Here is a 17349-nt window from a genome sequence, read left to right as displayed (position 1 = left end):
CTCACGCAACGCGATAGCGCCGGATGACCTCCGGATCCGGGTCGATGCCCAGGCCCGGGCCAGCGGGTACCGCGATCATGCCATCGCGCGGCACCACGGCATCGCCAAGCACCTGCGCCTCCATGTCGAAGTAGCGCCATTCGATCATGGCCGCGGCATCCCCCAGCGCTGCCGTGGCATGCATGCTGGCCAGCAGCCCCGGGCCGTCGTAGAAGGTATGAACCATCACTTGCGTGTTGTGCGCCTCGGCCAGCGCAAAGACGTTGCGCAAGGCGCTGATGCCACCCATCTTGGCCGGGCTGGGTTGCACCACATCGACGGCGCCCACGCTGAGCAGGTGCTGGAACTCCATCAGCGTGGTGGCATTCTCGCCGGCGGCGACCGGGATGGCGCACTGCTGGCGCAGGGCGGCCAGTCCGGCGTAGTTCTCCGGCGGCCACAGGGGCTCTTCCAGCCACCGTAGCGACAAGGGTTCCAGCGCGCGCGCCATGTCGATGGCCTCATGGAGCGGCCACGGGCAGTTCGTATCCAGCGTGATCTCGATGTCCGGGCCCGCCGCTTCGCGGGCGGCGCGGATGACCGCGAGGTCGACCTCATGCAGCTTCAGGCTCCGGTAGCCATCGGCGATGGCGCGCCTGACATTGACCGCTATCGTTTCGGGATCGGCATACCGGATCAGGCTGGCATAGGCAGGCAGGCGGTCCCGGCGCGCGCCCCCGAGCAGCTGGTGAACGGGCAGCCCGGCCGCTTTGCCGCAAAGGTCCCACAGGGCGATATCGAGCGCGGACAGCCCGTAGAAGATGGCCCCGCTGCGCCCGAAGACATGGAACCTGCGTTGCAGGTCCAGGCCGATGGCATCGATCCGGGTTGCGTCCCGGCCGATGCAGGCAGGCGCCAGCATCTGTTCGATGGCCGCCTTGACCGCCGGAATCCCCACGAAGCCGAAGGTCTCGCCCCAGCCGACCAGCCCATCGTCGGTCGTCACCTTGAGCAGCAGCGAGTCGGCGGCCTGCATCCCGGCGCCGCCCCAGACGCCCGCGGCGGAAACGCCGCCCACCGTGAACGGAATGCGCAGGACGATGGCTTCGATGCTCGCGATCTTCATGGCGCCCTCCCTCCGTTACCCGCAGTCCGCCCGTGCAACGCATAAGGCGATGCCGGGCAGAGTTCAATATAGGCGAGAAGGCAAGCAACCGAATGAGCGCGGGTCGCCTACTCGATCGTCACCTTCCCGTCCTTCACCAGCCTGGCGAACTTGACCGTCTCGTCCTGGATCCGCTTGGCAAACTCCTGCGGCGTGCTCGCCATCGGCTCGGCCCCGACCGCCACCATGCGCTGCTGGAAGTCCGGCGATTTCACGATCTTGACGATCTCGGCGTTCAGCCGCGTCACGATGGGCGCCGGCGTGGCGGCCGGCGCCAGCACGCCGAACCAGGTGCCGATATCGAAGCCCTTCAGCCCCGCCTCTTCCAGCGTCGGCACATCAGGCAGGACGCTGGAGCGCCGCGCGGTGGTCACGGCAAGGGCGCGCAGCTTGCCCGACTTGATGTGCTGCAGCACCGGCGTCAGGGTATCGAACGACATCGTCACCTGTCCGCCGAGCAGATCCGTCGTCAGCGGACCACTGCCCTTGTAAGGCACGTGCAGCAGCGGCGCACCGGTCGCGGCCTGGAACTGGGTGCCGATCAGGTGCTGCGCGGTGCCGTTGCCATTGGAGCCATAGGCAAACTCCGGCGCTGCCTTCTTCGCCAGGGCCACCAGTTCACTGACGTCCTTCGCCGGCGTCTTGGCGGCATTGATGACCAGCACGTTGGGCACCATGGCGACCGTGGCGATGGGCGCCAGGTCCTTCTGGAAGCTGTAGGGCAGCTTCTTGTAGACGCTGCTGGCAATCGTATGGTGGACCGCGCCCATCAGCAGGGTGTAGCCGTCCGGCTTGCCCTTGGCGACGTAGTCCGCGCCCACCGTGGCGCCGGCGCCGGGCCGGTTCTCGACGATCACGGGCTGGCCCAGGCTCTTCGACAACTGGTCGCCCAGCGCGCGGGCCAGGACGTCGGTAGTCCCGCCCGACGGGAACGGCACCACCAGGGTGATCGGCTTGGCCGGCCATTCCTGTGCCAGGCAAGTGCCGCTTAGGATAAAGCCGGCTGCCAGCACGGCCACACCGGAAATACGACGCACGAGTTCAGTACCACGCATGCTTTGTCTCCTGAATGTTCTATGTTTGCAGCCGGTTTTCGGCTGATTGATGCCTTGATGGCTCCTTGGTCCCCCTGCCCGATGCCTGCCTTACTGGACCTGCGCGATGCGCAGCAGGTTGGTGGTGCCGGCCACCGTGAACGGCAGGCCGGCCGAGATGACGATCTGCTGCCCGGCCACGCCAAACTGCTCCTTCAGCACGGTGCGGCTCGCCAGGTTGGTCATCTCCAGCACATCGACCACTTCATGACAGAGCACCGCGTGCACACCCCAGGCCAGCGCCAGCCGGCGCGCGGTGGCGATCCGCGGCGTCATGCCCAGGATCGGCACTTCAGGCCGCTCGCGCGCCATCCGCAGCGCGGAGTAGCCTGAGCTGGTGTAGGTGACCGCGGCCGGCACGCGCAGCAGGTTGGCCACGTGCCTGACGGCATAGCCGATGGCGTCGGCGGCTTCCGCGCGCGGCGCTGAGTGCGATGCCTGGATGGCTTCGTGGTAATGCGGATCCGATTCGGTGCGCGTGATGATGCTGTCCATCATCCGCACCGCTTCCACCGGATAGCTGCCCGATGCCGATTCCGCGGACAGCATCACGGCGTCGGCGCCGTCGTAGATCGCGGTTGCCACATCGGACGCTTCGGCGCGCGTCGGCACCGGCGCGGCCACCATCGACTCCAGCATCTGGGTCGCGACGATCACCGGCTTGCCGGCCTTGCGGCAGGCGCGCACGATGCGCTTCTGCAGCGACGGCACCTGCTCCGCCGGCATCTCGACGCCCAGGTCGCCGCGCGCGACCATGACCGCATCCGATGCCGCCACGATCGCTTCCAGGCTCTGGATGGCGGCCGGCTTTTCCAGCTTGGCGACGATGCCGGCGCGGCCGTCCACGATCTGCCGGATCTCCTCGATATCCTCGGCGCGCTGCACGAACGACAGTGCAATCCAGTCCACGCCCAGCGACAGCCCGAAGTCCAGGTCGCGCCGGTCCTTCTCGGTCATCGCCGACAGCGGCAGCACTACGCCGGGCACGTTGACGCCCTTGCGGTCGGACAGGGTGCCGCCATTGATCACGGTGGTTTCCGCGCACTCCGGGCCGCAGCGCTCGACGCGCAGGCGCACGCGCCCATCGTCGACCAGCAGCTCCACCCCGGGCTGCAGCGCCGCGAAGATCTCCGCATGCGGCAGGCTGACCCGCTTCGCGGAGCCCGGCACGCTGGCATCGAGATCGAGCCGGAACGCGGCCTGCGCGGCGAGTTGCACCGGGCCGTTAGCAAAGGTGCCGATGCGCAGCTTGGGCCCTTGCAGGTCCAGCAGCACGCCGATGGGCCGGCCACGCGCTTGCTCGATGGCGCGGATGCTTTGCAGCCGATGCTGATGGTCTGCTTGGGTGCCGTGGCTGAAGTTGAGGCGGAACACATCGGCGCCCGCGTCAAAGAGGCGCTCGATCATGGCCGGGTCGGTACTGGCCGGACCCAGCGTGGCCACGATCTTGGCATTGCGAAGGCGTCTCATGCGGAGGCTCCGGAAGCGCGCGTCAGCAAGATCGCGCGGAAGTCGTTGACATTGGTCAGCGTGGGACCGGTGATCACGGCATCCCCCAGCGCCTCGAAAAATCCATGGCCGTCGTTGGCGGCGAGCGCATCCTGCGGACGCAGTCCGGCGCGCCAGGCGCGTTCCAGCGTGTCGGGGCCGATCACCGCACCGGCGATCTCTTCCTGGCCGTCGACGCCGTCGGTGTCGCCCGCAATCGCATGGAGGCCGGGTTCTCCGCGCAGCGTCAGCGCCAGCGACAGCAGGAATTCCACGTTCCTGCCGCCCCGGCCCGCGCCCCGCACCGTGACCGTGGTCTCGCCGCCGGACAGCAGCACGCACGGTGCCGCAAACGGCTGGCCATGCCTGGCCGCCGCCAGCGCGATACCGCCCATGACCTTGCCGACATCGCGGGCTTCGCCTTCGATGGCGTCGCCCAGGACGTGCACCGCGAAGCCCGCGTCGCGGCCCACCTGCGCGGCCGCTTCCAGCGCCAGCCGGGGCGTGGCGATGAACTCGGTGCGGATGCGCGGCAGGCGCGGGTCGCCGGGCTTGAGCGTCTCGGCCGCGTCGGACGCCAGCACGGCCATCACATTGGGCGGCAGGTCGATCGCATACCGTTTGACGATGTCCAGCGCATCGGCGCGCGTGGTCGGGTCATGCACGGTCGGGCCCGAGGCGATATCGATGGGGTCATCGCCCGGCACATCGGAAATCAGCAGATTCAGCACGCGCGCCGGATGGCACGCGGCTGCCAGCCGGCCGCCCTTGATGGCGGACAGGTGCCGGCGCACGCAATTCATCTCGGAAATCGTCGCGCCGGACTTGAGCAGCGCGCGATTGACGCGCTGCTTGTCGTCAAGCGTGATGCCGGCAAGCGGCAGCGGCAGCAGCGACGATCCGCCGCCTGAGACCAGGCAGATCACCAGGTCGTCCTCGCCCAGGCCCGCCACCATCGCCAGCATGCGCTGCGAAGCGGCCAGCCCGGCATCATCCGGCACGGGATGAGCGGCCTCCACGATCTCGATGCGCGAGCACGGCACCGCATAGCCGTAGCGGGTAACGACCAGGCCTTCAAGCGGCCCGTGCCATGCCGCTTCCAGCGCGCTCGCCATCGCCGCCGAGGCCTTGCCCGCGCCAATGACGACGGTGCGTCCGCGCGGCGGCGGCGGCAGGTGCCGCGCCAGGGCCCTGGCCGGCTGGGCGGCGGCGACCGCCGCATCGAACATGCGCCGCAGCAACACGCTGGGCTCGGAATATTGCAGGCTCACGAAACCGCCCTTGCGCTCAGGCGGCCTTCGCTTGCTGGCCAGCGGCAAGCAAGTCGCACACCGCCCTGGTCACTTCAGCGGTAGTCGCCTTGCCGCCGAGGTCGCCGGTATGCAGCGCGGGGTTGGCGGTGACGGTTTCGACGGCCTGCATCACGCGCTGCGCCGCCTCGTTCTCGCCCAGGTGTTCCAGCAGCATGACCACCGACCAGAAGGTGCCGACCGGGTTGGCCAGGCCCTTGCCCATGATGTCGAAGGCCGAGCCGTGGATGGGTTCGAACATCGACGGGTAGCGGCGCTCCGGATCGATATTGCCGGTCGGGGCGATGCCCAGGCTGCCGGCGAGTGCCGCCGCCAGGTCGCTCAGGATGTCGGCATGCAGGTTGGTGGCGACGATGGTGTCCAGAGAGGCCGGACGGTTCACCATGCGCGCCGTGGCCGCATCGACCAGTTCCTTGTCCCAGGTAACGTCCGGGAAGTCCCTGGCCACCTGCACGGCCACCTCGTCCCACATCACCATGGCGTGGCGCTGCGCGTTGGACTTGGTGATCACCGTCAGCAGCTTGCGCGGACGCGACTGGGCCAGCTTGAAGGCAAAGCGCAGGATGCGCTCCACCCCTACGCGGGTCATCATGCTGACGTCGGTGGCCGCCTCGATCGGGTGGCCCTGGTGCACGCGGCCGCCCACGCCCGAATACTCGCCTTCCGAGTTCTCGCGCACGATCACCCAGTTCAGGTCTTCCGCGGCACAGCGCTTGAGCGGCGCATCGATGCCGGGCAGGATGCGCGTCGGGCGCACGTTGGCGTACTGGTCGAAGCCCTGGCAGATCTTCAGGCGCAGGCCCCACAGCGTGATGTGATCCGGAATATGCGGGTCGCCGGCGGAGCCGAACAGGATGGCATCCTTGTCGCGCAGCGCATCCAGGCCGTCGGCGGGCATCATCACGCCGTGCTGGCGGTAGTAGTCGCCACCCCAGTCGAAGTCTTCGAACTCAAAGCGGAAGTCAGCACCGGCAGCCGCCAGCGCCTCCATCACTTCACGGCCGGCCGGCACCACCTCCTTGCCAATGCCATCGCCGGGGATCGTTGCAATGCAGTACGTCTTCATCCGTATCTCCTGGTCCAGATCGATTCAAATACGAGTTGAGTGCATGGGGCGGATTCTGGGCCGTGGACAAGGTTTTGGATCGCTTGTAGAGTTAAACCATTGTTAACCTCAAATTAAAGATGGAATGGCGCTATCGTCCGGCATCCAACCGTCAGAACTGGGATTCTTCACGTCGGTGGCCACGGCAGGCAGCCTGAGCGCGGCCGCGCGCGACCTTGGGATCACTACCGCCGCGGTCAGCAAGCGGCTGGCGCAGATGGAGGCGCGCATCGGCATGCCGCTGGTGACGCGCACCACGCGGCGCATGAGCCTGACGCCGGAGGGCGAGGTCTACCTGGAGCACGCGCGGCGCATCCTCAGCGAGATCGACGACCTGGACCAGATCCTGACCCGCTCAAAGGGCCGGCCGAGCGGCCTGCTGCGGGTCAATGCCACGCTGGGGTTCGGGCGCATGCATGTGGCGCCGGTGATTTCCGAGTATGTCGCCACCTACCCCGAGGTCGATGTCCAGCTCCAGCTGTCCGCCGACCCGCCGCCGCTGACCGAAGATGCCTTCGACGTCTGCGTCCGCTTCGGCCAGCCGCCCGACGCCCGCATCGTGGCCCGGAAGCTGGCGCCGAACCGGCGCCTGCTATGCGCCTCGCCCAAGTACCTGCGCAGCCACGGCACCCCGCACACGCCCGCCGACCTGCGCCAGCACAATTGCATCGGCATCCGCCAGGGCAGCGACGCCTATGGCGTGTGGCGCCTGACCTCAGGCAAAGGAACCAAGGCGCGGACCGAATCGGTCCATGTGCGCGGCAACCTCACCACCAATGACGGCGAGATCGCGGTCAACTGGGCGCTGCAAGGCCACGGCATCCTGATGCGCGCCGAGTGGGACATCGAGCGGTTCCTGCGCAGTGGCCGCCTGGTGCAGGTACTGCCGCAATACGCGACGCCGGAGGCGGACATCTATGCCGTCTACCAGCAGCGGCACCAGTTGTCGTCCCGGATCCGGCTGTTCGTGGAGTTCCTGGCGGCCAAGTTCAGTGAGTTTGGGAAGTAAACGCAGCAGGTTGTTTTCCGGCGTCCGGGCCGCCAGGCGTGGATTCGAATCAATCGACCGGAAAGGGACAGAAGCGCCCCAACCTCGGGCCCGCGCCGCGACACCCCCTGTGGAATCCCACAGGGTGCCCGCTCCACCACCCTGGCCTTTCACTATTCTCGCCCAAGGCAATTCGCGCGCCGGGGCTGGCATGGTCGCCATTGCCATGGTGCAGGCAATGTGCAAAGTATTTCATCGGTGCCAGCGTCGTGCGCAGCGCCCGCAGATCTGTGGTGGCATCCGTGGTCAGGGTCATGAAGGCCCAGTCGATGCCCGGCGTCCACAACGGGATGGTGAGGCCCGATCTCAGCTTCCGATGGCTCACCATGACCAGAGCGCACAGCAATGCCTGTGCTGGCCGTCGGTCCATGAAGTGGGCGAGTGTATGCAAATTCCGCCATGGGCGGAACGCCCCGTTCGGGGAAAAAAGAGACTAACGAGATTTGCTGCGGTACCAGAGGCGGACTGCGGTGCGGGCCCGGACCCGCTAAAACGATCTGAACGCAGCTTATGTGTGGCCTTCCCCGCCCTTGACACGCGCAACCAGGCTTCTGTCTGGCCCAGGGCGGCGAGCAGTCGAGCGTTCAAGCAGGCGAAAGCAACTCAACGCCTATTGGCTCTCGATCCACTGAATCGCGAAGCGCATCAGCTCCTTGCCGTTGGGAATGTCCAGCTTTTCCTTGATGTTGGCCTGATGCGCCTCGATGGTCTTGACGCTGCGATTCAGCTTCCCGGCGATCTGGCGGGTGCTGAAGCCAAGCCCGATCAGGTGCAGGACTTCGAACTCCCGTTCCGACAGGCTCGCGATCGAGCCCGCGCGGCTTCTTTGAGGAGCCTTCAGGGCCCGCGCCAGCTTGTCATGCATGGCGGCGCTCAGGTAGACATTGCCGGCCAGCACCTCGCGGATGGCATTCACAATATGCTCCGTGGCCTCGAGTTTCATCAGATACCCGTTGGCGCCTGCCCGCAGCGCGCGTTCGGCAAACAGTGTTTCGTCATGCATGCTGAGGACAAGGATTGCCAGCTTTGGATAGTGTTGCCGCAGCGTCCTGACAAGATCCAGGCCGGAGTTCGAGTGCAGGCTGAGGTCGACAACGGCCACGTCAGGCTGGCAGGCCATCAACGCCAGAGCATCTTCGGCACTGCCGGCCGCACAGCAGACGTGCAGGTCCTCATGCAGATTCAGCATTTGGCTTAACCCCTCCCGGATGATGGGGTGGTCATCCACGATCAGGATCTGGGTTGCGCGGCCCGGGCTAGATGGCTGCTGTTGCATGGCCCGGACTCTCTGGTATCGGATAGCTGATGGCAACCGTGGTGCCGCCCAGAGCATTGCGGGTGATCGTGCAGGAGCCGCCCAGGAGGCTCGCCCGGTGACGCAGGTTGTGAAGTCCCAGTCCCGAGGCACGCTCCATTTGCTCCGGGTCCACCCCCACCCCGTCGTCACTGATGGAAAGCCGCTGCATCCCGCCTTCGCGCTCAAGGTCGATCCCGATGTGGTGTCCCTGGCTGTATTTCAGCGCGTTGTTCACGGCTTCCTGCGCCGCACGGTAAAGGTTGATCTGCATCGGCGGATCGAGCAAGTCCACGTCCGACCCGATGCGCAGCGTGCAGTCAATGCCATCCAGCGCGCAGGTCGTCTGCGCCAGCCTCTGCAGGGCGAGCGCAAGGCCACCGGATTCCATGGCGACCGGGTCCAGGCCGTGGGCAATCTTGCGAGTCATCAAGGACGCCTGCTTCACCAGTCCGACGATGGTAGCCGCGTCCGCCGCGGCCGGGTGGCCAGCCTTCTGCAGTGTTTGATTCAGGGTCGTGCAGTAGAAGCCCAGGCTGGTGAGGTGCTGCCCGAGGCCGTCATGCAGCTCCCGGCCGATGAGTCTCTGCTGCTGGTCGCCGATCCGGATCAGCTCCGCTTCCAGCAGGCGACGCCGCGCCATCTCCTGCTTCAGTTCATGGTTTGCCCGCTGCAGGTCCCGGGTTCGTTCCTGCACGCGCCGCTCCAGTTCGACGTGCGATGCCTGCAGCAGGCTATGGACGCGCTTCTCCTGGGCATGTGCCGCCACCAGCAGCAGCCCGGTGACTGCCACGACGTTCGCGAAGGCGCACCATCTCACAAGGCTATCCACTGGAGACACTGCGGCAAAGGGACCGGTGCCGTTGGTGGTGCCCCAGATGGCTACGATCGAGACCAGCAAGGTTGCGAAGGTGGTGCCCAGGTGATCGAAGCGCAGAGCCGCCCAGATGATGAACGGAAGAATCGCCAGGGCTGAAGGATAGTAGCCGTGCCCGGCAAGCTCGGGGGCGCCGAAGATGAGGTAGCTTGCCCAGAGGATGGCAACGGTCAGTCCGCACGCTTCCACGGCCTGCCTTGCGGAGCGCACAGGCTCGGGACTCGCAAGCAGGCTGAGCAGGGGCGGGGCCACCACCAGCACCCCCATCATGTCACCGAGCCACCATTCCAGGACTGCGTTGCCGTACTCGGAAGCCGACACCCGGCCCGCGCCAAGGAGAGCAGTCGCACCAATCAGGGCACTCACTGCTGTGCTGACTGTCGCGGCCAGGATGATGAAGGCCAATACGTCCCTGATGCGGTCGAGGCTGATCCGGAACCGGGCCACGCGCGTCAACAGCAACGTGGCCGTCAAGGCTGCAGCCGTTGCGCCGAAGCCAATCAGCGCGGCCATTGGCAGTGGCACGCCGACCGACATATTGGCAAGAAAGGAGCCAATGGCAATTCCCGGGGCAGCTGCGAAACCCATGACAAGGAGCGCAACGAGGGCCACGCCGCTGGCAGGCCACACCAGAGACACCGCACCGCCCACTACTGCATAAGCCAGTCCCAGTTTTGCACTTGCGAAATACGCCAAAGCGACAAATCCGGTATGGACGAAAAGTCTGAGCCTTAAGTTGCGCGAGACAATAAACATGGTTCGCTTCAACCCCCCGGGAACAGACACTTTCACATCCAGTCATTTCTATTGTTAAACGGAATGACGACACTCTTGCGAAAGTGAATGTTCCATGCACCTGCGGCAAATCACGAGCCTGCACCGAATCGATGCAAGGCGAAGCGCTGCAAAACCATGGTGCCACAACACTACTATGAATCTACGCCAGAACTACCTTGCGCGGTAAGAGTTGCCGGATGGATTCGATTGCTACCGTGCAGTAATGCAGGACTGAATCTGCCTGCCCACCGGCTAGGGCAATCCCCTAGCCTCTTTTCGGAAAAAAGCCCGATTCATATGCTTGCCGCCAGGGCCTACATTTCATTGCACTTGTGCGAAGTTGCGACCCTCAAACTGAAGCGAAAGAAGAATCGTTTCGGTGTTTTTGCAACGACCTGAAGTGGAGGTAAGAAAAATGGTAAAGACAGTCATACTGCTCGCTGCGGCGGGTGCGGCGCTTAGTGCCGGAATTGCCTATGCCGGCATCGGGACGCGGGATGTCTACACTGACGGCGCCAGCGTGATGGGGCCGCGAGACCCATATTCCGATGGGGGCAAGACCACAAAGTTTGACGTCTATTCAGACGGGGCGAAAGTCTCGGATAGGCGCGACGTGTACACCGATGGCGCGAGGATCACCAACCGCGATGGACTCGTTGACCACAGCATGTAAGGACCTACAGAAAAGAGTGTCCCCCTCAAAAAATTCGTGGCCGGGACTCAGCGTCTCCGGCCACAGACCCGCACCTCCCCCGAGTCACAGCCTCGGGGGATTTTTTGCGGTGAGCGGAGCGGCATTGCCGAGGCCGCCGCAGCAGTCAACAGAAAGAAGCGCGCTTCGACGGACGGCCGAAGCTCAATCGCTGCGGCGGGACCCGGCCCTCGCCCCCGCATCAACCCTCAGTCAGTTGTCCAGAATGCGCCGGGCTGGCCGGATTTCAGTACGGCCATAATCTCGCCAGTGTGCTGGCCGCGCCGTGGAATCGCGCCCGCCGCCACGGCCTTGCCATCGAAGCGCGGCGCGGGGGCGGCCTGCAGATGGCCCTCCGCTTCGAAGTAGACGCTCCGCGCGGCAAGGTGCGGATGCCCGGCGGCCTCTTCCGGGCTCAGCACCGGGCCGAAACACACGTCGGTGTTTTCCAGCAGAGCGCACCATTGCGCGCGAGTCCTGGTGGCAAAGAGTTCTTCGAAGTGCCGATGCAGCTCCGGCCAACGCTCGCGGTCCCATTGCCGGGCGAAACGCGGATCCTCGGTCAGGCCCAGCTTTTCCAGCAGCAGCGCGTAGAACTGGGGCTCGATCGAGCCGAGCGTGACGAACTTCCCGTCCGCGCAGCGGTAGGTCGAATAGAAATGAGAGGCATCGTGGATATTGTTGCCGCGCTCGCCGGTGATGAAGCCCTTGCGGCGCGTGGACAGCAACAGCTGCAGCATATGGGCCGAGCCATCCACGATGGATGCATCCACCACGGTTCCCTTTCCCGTGGCGCGGGCGTTGAGGATGCCTGACAGCAGGCCCACCGCCAGGTAAAGCGCGCCACCGCCGACGTCGCCCACCACGGTAATGGCCGACGATGGCGGCTCTGCCGGTGTGCCGTGGTAGTACAGCGCGCCGGAAAGCGAGATGTAGTTGTTGTCATGCCCCGCGGCCTGCGCCATCGGGCCGCTCTGCCCCCACCCTGTCATGCGCCCGTAGACCAGGCGGGGATTGCGTTGCAGGCAGACATCCGGGCCCAGCCCCAGGCGCTCCATGACGCCGGGGCGCATGCCTTCGATCAGCGCGTCGGCATCCTGGATCAGTGCCAGCACCAGCTCACGCCCTTCGGCCGTCTTCAGGTCGGCAACCACCGAGCGCTTGCCCCGGTTCAGCACGTAGCCTTCCGTGGACGGCGCCGCACCGTTGGCCGGTGCCGCGCGTTCCACGGCGATCACATCGGCGCCGAGATCGGCGAGGTGCATGGCGCAGAACGGGCCTGGACCGATCCCGCAAATCTCGACAACTTTTACACAGGAAAGCATGAACGATCCCCCTGATTCAGCATGAAAGTGAAGGTCTTCCGTACAGTACGTTGGAGCCTCGGAGGCTAGCAGCCGTCCGGCCAGGCGCGGCCTCCCCGGAACAGGGAGGGGGCGCCCCCGCCTGGCGACAGCGATCAGTCAAGCGTGAAGTCGCCCGCATCAGCGGGCACGCACTCCAGTTCAGGCAGCAAGGCCGCCGCCGCGCCGATGTCATCCCGCATCAGCGCCATGCCGCCGCGCAGCACCGTGACCGCGTAGCGCTCGCGCTCGCCCAGCGCGGCGGCTTGCGTCGCCAGCCGTCCGATCGCTTCAGCCGCTGCGTCGAGATGGCAGGCGCGCAGGTCGATGTGCGCTTGCATCATTTGCAGCGCAAAGCGCGACTCGACCTGCCTGGCGGGGAGCAAGCGCAGCAGGCTGGTAAGCCGGCCAAGACCGTCGCGCGCCAGCAGTTCGGACGCGCGGGCCTGGATCGCGTCCGCGGCAGCATCTTCCTCGCCGGCGAGCACCGCGTGCCGGACCGCTTCGTCAACGTACTCGCGCTGCGCGAACCAGCGCCAGGCAGCCGCGTGCAGCGCTTGCTGCTGCGCGCGGGACATGGCCGCAACACGCGCAAGCAACACTTCGCGCAGCAAGGGGTGGAGGCGATACCAGCTCTCGTGGTCGTGGCCACTCACGTGGATCAGGAACAGATTGCTGCTGTCGAGCCTGACCAGCCGTGTGATCATGCGCGCCACCGCGCGCGGCTCGCCCACCAGCGTTGCGCACAAGTGCGCGCTGAAGCGGCTGCAAATGGCCACGCAGGTCAGCAGCTTCTGGTCGTCGGCGTCGAGCTGGCACAGTACCTCGCGTTCGAAATACTGGGCGAAGGCGCTCGCATCGCGCAGCGCAATCGGCGCGAAGCCGGCGCCGTGCTTGGCCTTGATATCCAGGGCAAACAGTTGCAGCCCGGCGACCCAGCCTTCGGTCAGCTCATGCAGCCGCCGGGCGTCGCGCGGGCTGACCTCGCCCAGTTGCTCGCGCAGGTAGGCCTCCGATTCCTCGAGGCTGAAGCGCAGGTCACGCAAATCGAAGACGGCAAGCAGCCCTTGCGACTGCATGCGCGCCAGCGACAGCGGCAACTGGCCGCGCGAGCACAGCACCAGGTGCAGCTGCGGCGGCGCGTAGTCAAGCAGCCATTGCAGCGCCTGCCAGATGCGGCCATCCTCGATATGGTGGACGTCGTCAAGCATCAGGACCAGGTCGCGCGGTTGGCTGGCAATCGCCTCGATCAGCGTCACCACCCAATGCTCTACCCGGGAAGCGTCGCTGCCGTCCCCGGTCAGATCGGCGGCCTTGGCCGCGATATCGGCGTCGACCAGCGCAATGCTGGCGAGCAGGCAGTCGAAGAAGCGCGCAGGTTCATTGTCCTCTTCGGCCACCGACAGCCACGCAACCTCAAAGCCGACCGAAACCAGTGCCTTGCGCCAGGTCACGAGCGTCGAGGTCTTTCCGCATCCGGCCGGCCCCTGGACCACCACACAACGCCGATGCCGCGCTTCAAGCAGGCGTTCGGCCAACGCATCGCGGACCAACGGCCGCCGTGCAAGGCGCGGGGGCACCAGCTTGGTACCGGCAATCGGCTCTGGATGATGCGAAGACATGTGTGGGTTGCGCCGGCCTGATCACCCCGGCAGCGCTTTGCATTGGGAACGAAGCATTATAGGGCTGTGGTCTGCGGGGGAGCCATCAGGAGGTTTGCGGGCGTCGCCCGCGTAGCCTACGTGGAGCGACTGCAGGGTCCGGGCCTGCGCAAGAGAACCATCCCCGCTGTCACAGCAGCCGCTCCGCCTCCTCGATCAGGGCGGTGGGCGACAGCATGTCGCCACGCGCGAAACGCACCAGTGCGATGGATCGCACCAGCGGCGGATCGCCCGGGACCTGGGCAGTGAGCAGGTCGATGTCGTATGCCGGCCCCGCGCTGTCCGCCGCGAGCAGCACGTTCATGGCACTAAGCCGCAAGTATCTTTGCTCGATGGAAAAGCAGGAGCGTGCATCCGCCAGGACTTCGGCCAGGCATTCCAGTTGACGGTCAAGCGCCCCGGTTTCGGGGCCGAGCTGCGCAAGTTCCTGCTCGTTCGCGGCAATCTGCCCGCCCAGGGCGGCCTGCTCGCCGGGACTTGCGTCGGCATCGCCGCCGAGCACCGAACGCATGCCAGTGCCTTGCTGCTGGAGCAGGCGCAGGCGCGCCACCAGCAGCGCCTGCTCGCGCGCGAGCACGTCGCGGCGTGACTTGCCGGCAGCGAAACGGGCGAGACCCTCCATGCTGAACTGATCGAACATGCGCCGGACAATTTCCTCGCGCAGCGCGGCCTCGCTGCGAGCGATGATCCTGACCTTGTGATCGCCGAAACTGACGGTGGTTTGCGGCACTTCCGTGCGCATGACATCCCCTTCCAGCGCAACCCCCAGCGTGCGCCGCTCGGTCATCGCCATCCCCAGCACCGCAAACGCCTGCGGCGCATCGGGCGACTGTTCGAAGAACGCTCGCAGTTCAGGAGAGCGGCTGAAGGCCAGCTGCACGTCACGCGCCGTGCCGAAGAAGGCGTGAACATAGGGATCGTCACCCCATGCCTGCATGCTGGCTTCCCGCGGCGCGGGAAGCCCCTGGACGAGTTCGCGCACGTAGTCCTGCGCTTGCTCGAGCGCAGGCCGAAGCCGCTGCTGGTAGCGTGACACCAGCCGCAAGCGCGGATAGATCCGGGTCACGCGCTCGGCCAGCTCGGCAATCTCCTGCTTGCCGTGCGCATGGACTTGCGCATTGCGCCGGTGCAACCACCGCAGAAAACCCATCGGCATGCTCCCACCCGGCGTCCGCCTTGCTCAGCGGGCCTGCTTGGGCGTGACGGATATGGCAAGGGCTTCGGTGTAGACGGCCTGCACCTGGTCACCGCGTCGAACCGCCTTCAGCTGCTTCGGATCCTCGACATGCACGTCCACCGTCTTGCCTCTTGGGCCCTTGAGCGTCACCATGCCGGTCTTGGCGTTGACGGCCACCACATCGGCAGTGACCGTCACCTCGCGCCCGACCGTGCCGCCGGGCTTGGCGCCAGGAACGGCCCGGTCGGCGGTCTCGCGTTCGGTGCTGGAGCGCATGCCGCTCTGCTTGGCGAGAGCCACTGACAAGGCCTGCGTGTACTCGACGGTGACCGTGTCGCCCACGCGGAGCTGCTCGAAGTTGCGCACGTCCTCGCCGACCTGTACGTCCGTGATCTTGCCCTGCTTGTTCTTGAGCGAAATGGTGCGCGTGGCGGCATCGATGGCCACCACCGTGGCGGTAGCCTTGACCGTGCCGGTGGTCCTGGTAGCCCCGACGCCCGACACCGTGTCCACGCGCGTCTCGGGCTGTGCCAGCGCCGGAAGAGTTGCCGCGGCAAGTGCCGCCGCCACGATTAGCTTGCTGGGATTCATGACGTACCCCTCGATCCATGCGTGCAATATCGAGCACTTTTCCCCAATCCCTGATGGTTGGAGCACCTCGCCCCAATCGGGCATCCCTGCCCGGCTGCCGGCGTTTTAACAATAGCTTACATACACGGACATCCGCTTGATTTACCCTCCGCTGCCTGAACCTTGCCCCGCCCGGGGCCCACTACACGAAAAACAGGCAAACATGAGGAAGATCCACGCGTACCCGCTGATGGCAATCGCCATGCTGACTACCACCTCGGGGGCCGCCTTTGCGCAGCATGTCGTCGGGGGGATGGGCGAGGAAGTCAGGATCGGCGCGTTCTCCGGTCCGACGCACCGCACCGACAGCAATCGCGGCACGCCCACCGGGCGCAGGGACAATACGGCGAAGCCAGGCCGGCAAGCCGCCGACCCGCGTGGCGCGCGCCCGGTCAGCACGCGCGGACCTGCACCCGCGCTCCCCGGCAAGCATTTGCCATAGCCGCCCGCATGCGAACCTCACCGAAGCCACCTGGCGCAGAACCAGTTGCTGCTGGCACGGAACGCGTCAGCCGACGCTTATAACGGGGCGCTCGCCGCCGCGGCGACATTGGCGCTGGCGACCGGCTCGGTCGGTACGGTGCGCGATGTGGGTAGATGGCCGGCGCGGTGACGCGGCCTGGGCCGCGCTCCCGGCGTCGGGGACGAAAGCAATGGGGGCGAAACCTTGTGGCACGCGCGCTTTTGCACGCACGAGAAGGCAGCGGGCCGGCCCAGGTCAGCCCTGCCGCGGCTGCACCGTCGCCGCAAGGCCGGGCTTGCGCAGCATTTTCTCGACCTCTCCCGCATGCAGTTCCTCCAGCTGGATCAACTGCCGCGCATACTCCTCCAGCGCGACTGAGCGCCCCTCGACCAGGCTTAGCAGCTCACGGTACAGGTCCAGGGCCTGCATCTCGGTCGCAAGCGATTCACGCAGGATCGCGCCGATATCGGTCGTGTGGCTGTCCAGCAGCTCGCCGATGCCAAGCGAGGGATAGGCGCCGAGGGTCGTGATCCATTCGCCGGCCTGGTGCGCGTGCAGCAGCGACTCATTCGCCTGCTCACGCAGCCACGACACGATGGGAATGCGGCCGAAGCCGAATATCAGGAACGAATAGTGCGTGTAGCGCACAACCCCGGCGAGCTCGGCTTCGAGTATTCGATCCAGCACAGCGACGACTTTCTCCTGTTCGATTTCCGTCATGGCAGGTTCCTCCGTGAGGTGGATTCGACAGTACGCCAGCACCCGCGGGGCACGTCGCGCAGTGTCTAGCGGTAGACGAGGACAGGAACCCGGCAGTGGGTAAGTACCTTCTGGGTTTCACTGCCGACCAGCAAGCCCTCCAGGCCCCTGCGGCCGTGCGAGGCCATGAAGATCACGTCACACCCGTGCCTTGCCGCCGCATCGATGATGCCCTTGTAGGGCACCGAGGTCGTCATATCCGTTTCGCATGTGACTCCCGCGGCCCTGGCCGCAGCGACAACCGCTTCCAGCCTGGCGCTTGCATGGGCGGCCTCTTGCTCTTCGAAGGCCTTGCGCCTGGGATGGCCGGCATCGCCTGACGCCACATACGGATACTCTTCCATGCACGTATAGGCCGTCAGCCTGGCGCCGCCGGCTTTGACAAAGCCAATGGCCGCATCCATTGCCATTTTTGATAGCTCCGAGCCATCGGTGGCCAGCAAGATGTGCTTGAACACGATTCTTCTCCTTGGGCGATTGATCCCGGC

At 66.0% G+C, this 17349-nt stretch carries 16 protein-coding genes; 3 read left to right on the top strand and 13 right to left on the bottom strand.

Features of this window, described 5'->3' with window-relative positions:
- Position 1: 1 nt before the first annotated feature.
- The 5 genes from AC3WLE_RS20095 to AC3WLE_RS20075 form a co-directional block, all read right to left on the bottom strand.
- Positions 2-1105: a mandelate racemase/muconate lactonizing enzyme family protein gene (locus tag AC3WLE_RS20095; protein WP_492317897.1), complete on the bottom strand. Its 1104-nt coding sequence runs from the start codon at positions 1103-1105 to the stop codon at positions 2-4.
- Positions 1106-1212: 107 nt separating this feature from the next.
- A complete protein-coding gene (locus AC3WLE_RS20090) occupies positions 1213-2199 on the bottom strand; it encodes a tripartite tricarboxylate transporter substrate binding protein (RefSeq protein ID WP_492317898.1) in 987 nt (328 codons plus the stop codon).
- A 90-nt stretch (positions 2200-2289) separates the two neighbouring features.
- A complete protein-coding gene (gene pyk, locus AC3WLE_RS20085) occupies positions 2290-3708 on the bottom strand; it encodes a pyruvate kinase (protein WP_492356479.1) in 1419 nt (472 codons plus the stop codon).
- Complete coding sequence (locus AC3WLE_RS20080; RefSeq protein WP_492356501.1) at positions 3705-4955, bottom strand: glycerate kinase type-2 family protein; 1251 nt, start codon at positions 4953-4955, stop codon at positions 3705-3707. The genes pyk and AC3WLE_RS20080 overlap by 4 nt, the downstream gene beginning before the upstream one ends.
- 58 nt (positions 4956-5013) lie before the next feature.
- Positions 5014-6102, bottom strand: a complete 1089-nt coding sequence (locus AC3WLE_RS20075; protein WP_492356478.1) for a tartrate dehydrogenase — start codon at positions 6100-6102, stop codon at positions 5014-5016.
- Positions 6103-6226: 124 nt separating this feature from the next.
- Here AC3WLE_RS20075 and AC3WLE_RS20070 point away from each other — a divergent pair, with 124 nt between their 5' ends.
- Positions 6227-7150 carry a LysR family transcriptional regulator gene (locus tag AC3WLE_RS20070; RefSeq protein WP_492317901.1) on the top strand — a complete coding sequence of 308 codons (924 nt, stop codon included), beginning with the start codon at positions 6227-6229 and terminating at the stop codon, positions 7148-7150.
- 649 nt (positions 7151-7799) lie between these two features.
- On the opposite strand, the gene AC3WLE_RS20065 is transcribed toward AC3WLE_RS20070, so the two are convergent.
- Together AC3WLE_RS20065 and AC3WLE_RS20060 are read right to left on the bottom strand one after the other, a co-directional pair.
- On the bottom strand, positions 7800-8465 hold the full coding sequence (locus AC3WLE_RS20065) for a response regulator (RefSeq protein WP_492317902.1): 666 nt from the start codon (positions 8463-8465) through the stop codon (positions 7800-7802).
- Positions 8446-10116 (bottom strand): MASE1 domain-containing protein, encoded by a 1671-nt coding sequence (locus tag AC3WLE_RS20060; protein WP_492356477.1) that lies wholly within the window; start codon positions 10114-10116, stop codon positions 8446-8448. The genes AC3WLE_RS20065 and AC3WLE_RS20060 overlap by 20 nt, the downstream gene beginning before the upstream one ends.
- Before the next feature lie 436 nt (positions 10117-10552).
- Between AC3WLE_RS20060 and AC3WLE_RS20055 the strand changes: the two genes are divergently transcribed.
- Positions 10553-10810, top strand: a complete 258-nt coding sequence (locus AC3WLE_RS20055) for a hypothetical protein (protein ID WP_010810608.1) — start codon at positions 10553-10555, stop codon at positions 10808-10810.
- Positions 10811-11037: 227 nt separating this feature from the next.
- Here the strand turns inward: AC3WLE_RS20055 and AC3WLE_RS20050 are convergent, their stop codons facing one another.
- The 4 genes from AC3WLE_RS20050 to AC3WLE_RS20035 all read right to left on the bottom strand — a co-directional run bounded on the left by AC3WLE_RS20050 (position 11038) and on the right by AC3WLE_RS20035 (position 15600).
- On the bottom strand, positions 11038-12153 hold the full coding sequence (locus AC3WLE_RS20050) for a CaiB/BaiF CoA transferase family protein (protein ID WP_492356476.1): 1116 nt from the start codon (positions 12151-12153) through the stop codon (positions 11038-11040).
- Between the two features lie 134 nt (positions 12154-12287).
- Positions 12288-13793: a winged helix-turn-helix domain-containing protein gene (locus tag AC3WLE_RS20045; RefSeq protein ID WP_492356475.1), complete on the bottom strand. Its 1506-nt coding sequence runs from the start codon at positions 13791-13793 to the stop codon at positions 12288-12290.
- A 169-nt stretch (positions 13794-13962) separates the two neighbouring features.
- On the bottom strand, positions 13963-14982 hold the full coding sequence (locus AC3WLE_RS20040) for a hypothetical protein (RefSeq protein ID WP_492352722.1): 1020 nt from the start codon (positions 14980-14982) through the stop codon (positions 13963-13965).
- Between the two features lie 30 nt (positions 14983-15012).
- The gene (locus tag AC3WLE_RS20035; protein WP_492356474.1) at positions 15013-15600 is read right to left on the bottom strand and encodes a hypothetical protein; all 588 of its coding nucleotides are present in this window, start codon (positions 15598-15600) and stop codon (positions 15013-15015) included.
- A 202-nt stretch (positions 15601-15802) separates the two neighbouring features.
- Here AC3WLE_RS20035 and AC3WLE_RS20030 point away from each other — a divergent pair, with 202 nt between their 5' ends.
- Positions 15803-16081, top strand: coding sequence for a hypothetical protein (locus AC3WLE_RS20030; RefSeq protein ID WP_492352723.1), 279 nt, complete (start codon positions 15803-15805; stop codon positions 16079-16081).
- A gap of 276 nt (positions 16082-16357) precedes the next feature.
- On the opposite strand, the gene AC3WLE_RS20025 is transcribed toward AC3WLE_RS20030, so the two are convergent.
- Both AC3WLE_RS20025 and AC3WLE_RS20020 read right to left on the bottom strand, forming a co-directional pair.
- Positions 16358-16822 carry a ferritin-like domain-containing protein gene (locus AC3WLE_RS20025; RefSeq protein WP_492317909.1) on the bottom strand — a complete coding sequence of 155 codons (465 nt, stop codon included), beginning with the start codon at positions 16820-16822 and terminating at the stop codon, positions 16358-16360.
- Positions 16823-16887: 65 nt separating this feature from the next.
- Positions 16888-17319, bottom strand: coding sequence for a universal stress protein (locus tag AC3WLE_RS20020; protein ID WP_010810581.1), 432 nt, complete (start codon positions 17317-17319; stop codon positions 16888-16890).
- Between the last annotated feature and the right edge of the window lie 30 nt (positions 17320-17349).

The organism is Cupriavidus sp. FW306-1B-F12B (genome assembly GCF_058781795.1).
The sequence above is the reverse complement of the archived record's forward strand: the minus strand, read 5'-3'. Positions and strand labels throughout refer to the sequence as shown.

Excerpts from the sequence above, each read along its gene's own strand:
- AC3WLE_RS20095 (WP_492317897.1), bottom strand. The coding sequence starts at position 1,105 with ATGAAGATCGCGAGCATCGAAGCCATCGTCCTGCGCATTCCGTTCACG.
- AC3WLE_RS20090 (WP_492317898.1), bottom strand. The coding sequence starts at position 2,199 with ATGCGTGGTACTGAACTCGTGCGTCGTATTTCCGGTGTGGCCGTGCTG.
- pyk (WP_492356479.1), bottom strand. The coding sequence starts at position 3,708 with ATGAGACGCCTTCGCAATGCCAAGATCGTGGCCACGCTGGGTCCGGCC.
- AC3WLE_RS20080 (WP_492356501.1), bottom strand. The coding sequence starts at position 4,955 with ATGTTCGATGCGGCGGTCGCCGCCGCCCAGCCGGCCAGGGCCCTGGCG.
- AC3WLE_RS20075 (WP_492356478.1), bottom strand. The coding sequence starts at position 6,102 with ATGAAGACGTACTGCATTGCAACGATCCCCGGCGATGGCATTGGCAAG.
- AC3WLE_RS20070 (WP_492317901.1), top strand. The coding sequence starts at position 6,227 with ATGGCGCTATCGTCCGGCATCCAACCGTCAGAACTGGGATTCTTCACG.
- AC3WLE_RS20065 (WP_492317902.1), bottom strand. The coding sequence starts at position 8,465 with ATGCAACAGCAGCCATCTAGCCCGGGCCGCGCAACCCAGATCCTGATC.
- AC3WLE_RS20060 (WP_492356477.1), bottom strand. The coding sequence starts at position 10,116 with ATGTTTATTGTCTCGCGCAACTTAAGGCTCAGACTTTTCGTCCATACC.
- AC3WLE_RS20055 (WP_010810608.1), top strand. The coding sequence starts at position 10,553 with ATGGTAAAGACAGTCATACTGCTCGCTGCGGCGGGTGCGGCGCTTAGT.
- AC3WLE_RS20050 (WP_492356476.1), bottom strand. The coding sequence starts at position 12,153 with ATGCTTTCCTGTGTAAAAGTTGTCGAGATTTGCGGGATCGGTCCAGGC.
- AC3WLE_RS20045 (WP_492356475.1), bottom strand. The coding sequence starts at position 13,793 with ATGTCTTCGCATCATCCAGAGCCGATTGCCGGTACCAAGCTGGTGCCC.
- AC3WLE_RS20040 (WP_492352722.1), bottom strand. The coding sequence starts at position 14,982 with ATGGGTTTTCTGCGGTGGTTGCACCGGCGCAATGCGCAAGTCCATGCG.
- AC3WLE_RS20035 (WP_492356474.1), bottom strand. The coding sequence starts at position 15,600 with ATGAATCCCAGCAAGCTAATCGTGGCGGCGGCACTTGCCGCGGCAACT.
- AC3WLE_RS20030 (WP_492352723.1), top strand. The coding sequence starts at position 15,803 with ATGAGGAAGATCCACGCGTACCCGCTGATGGCAATCGCCATGCTGACT.
- AC3WLE_RS20025 (WP_492317909.1), bottom strand. The coding sequence starts at position 16,822 with ATGACGGAAATCGAACAGGAGAAAGTCGTCGCTGTGCTGGATCGAATA.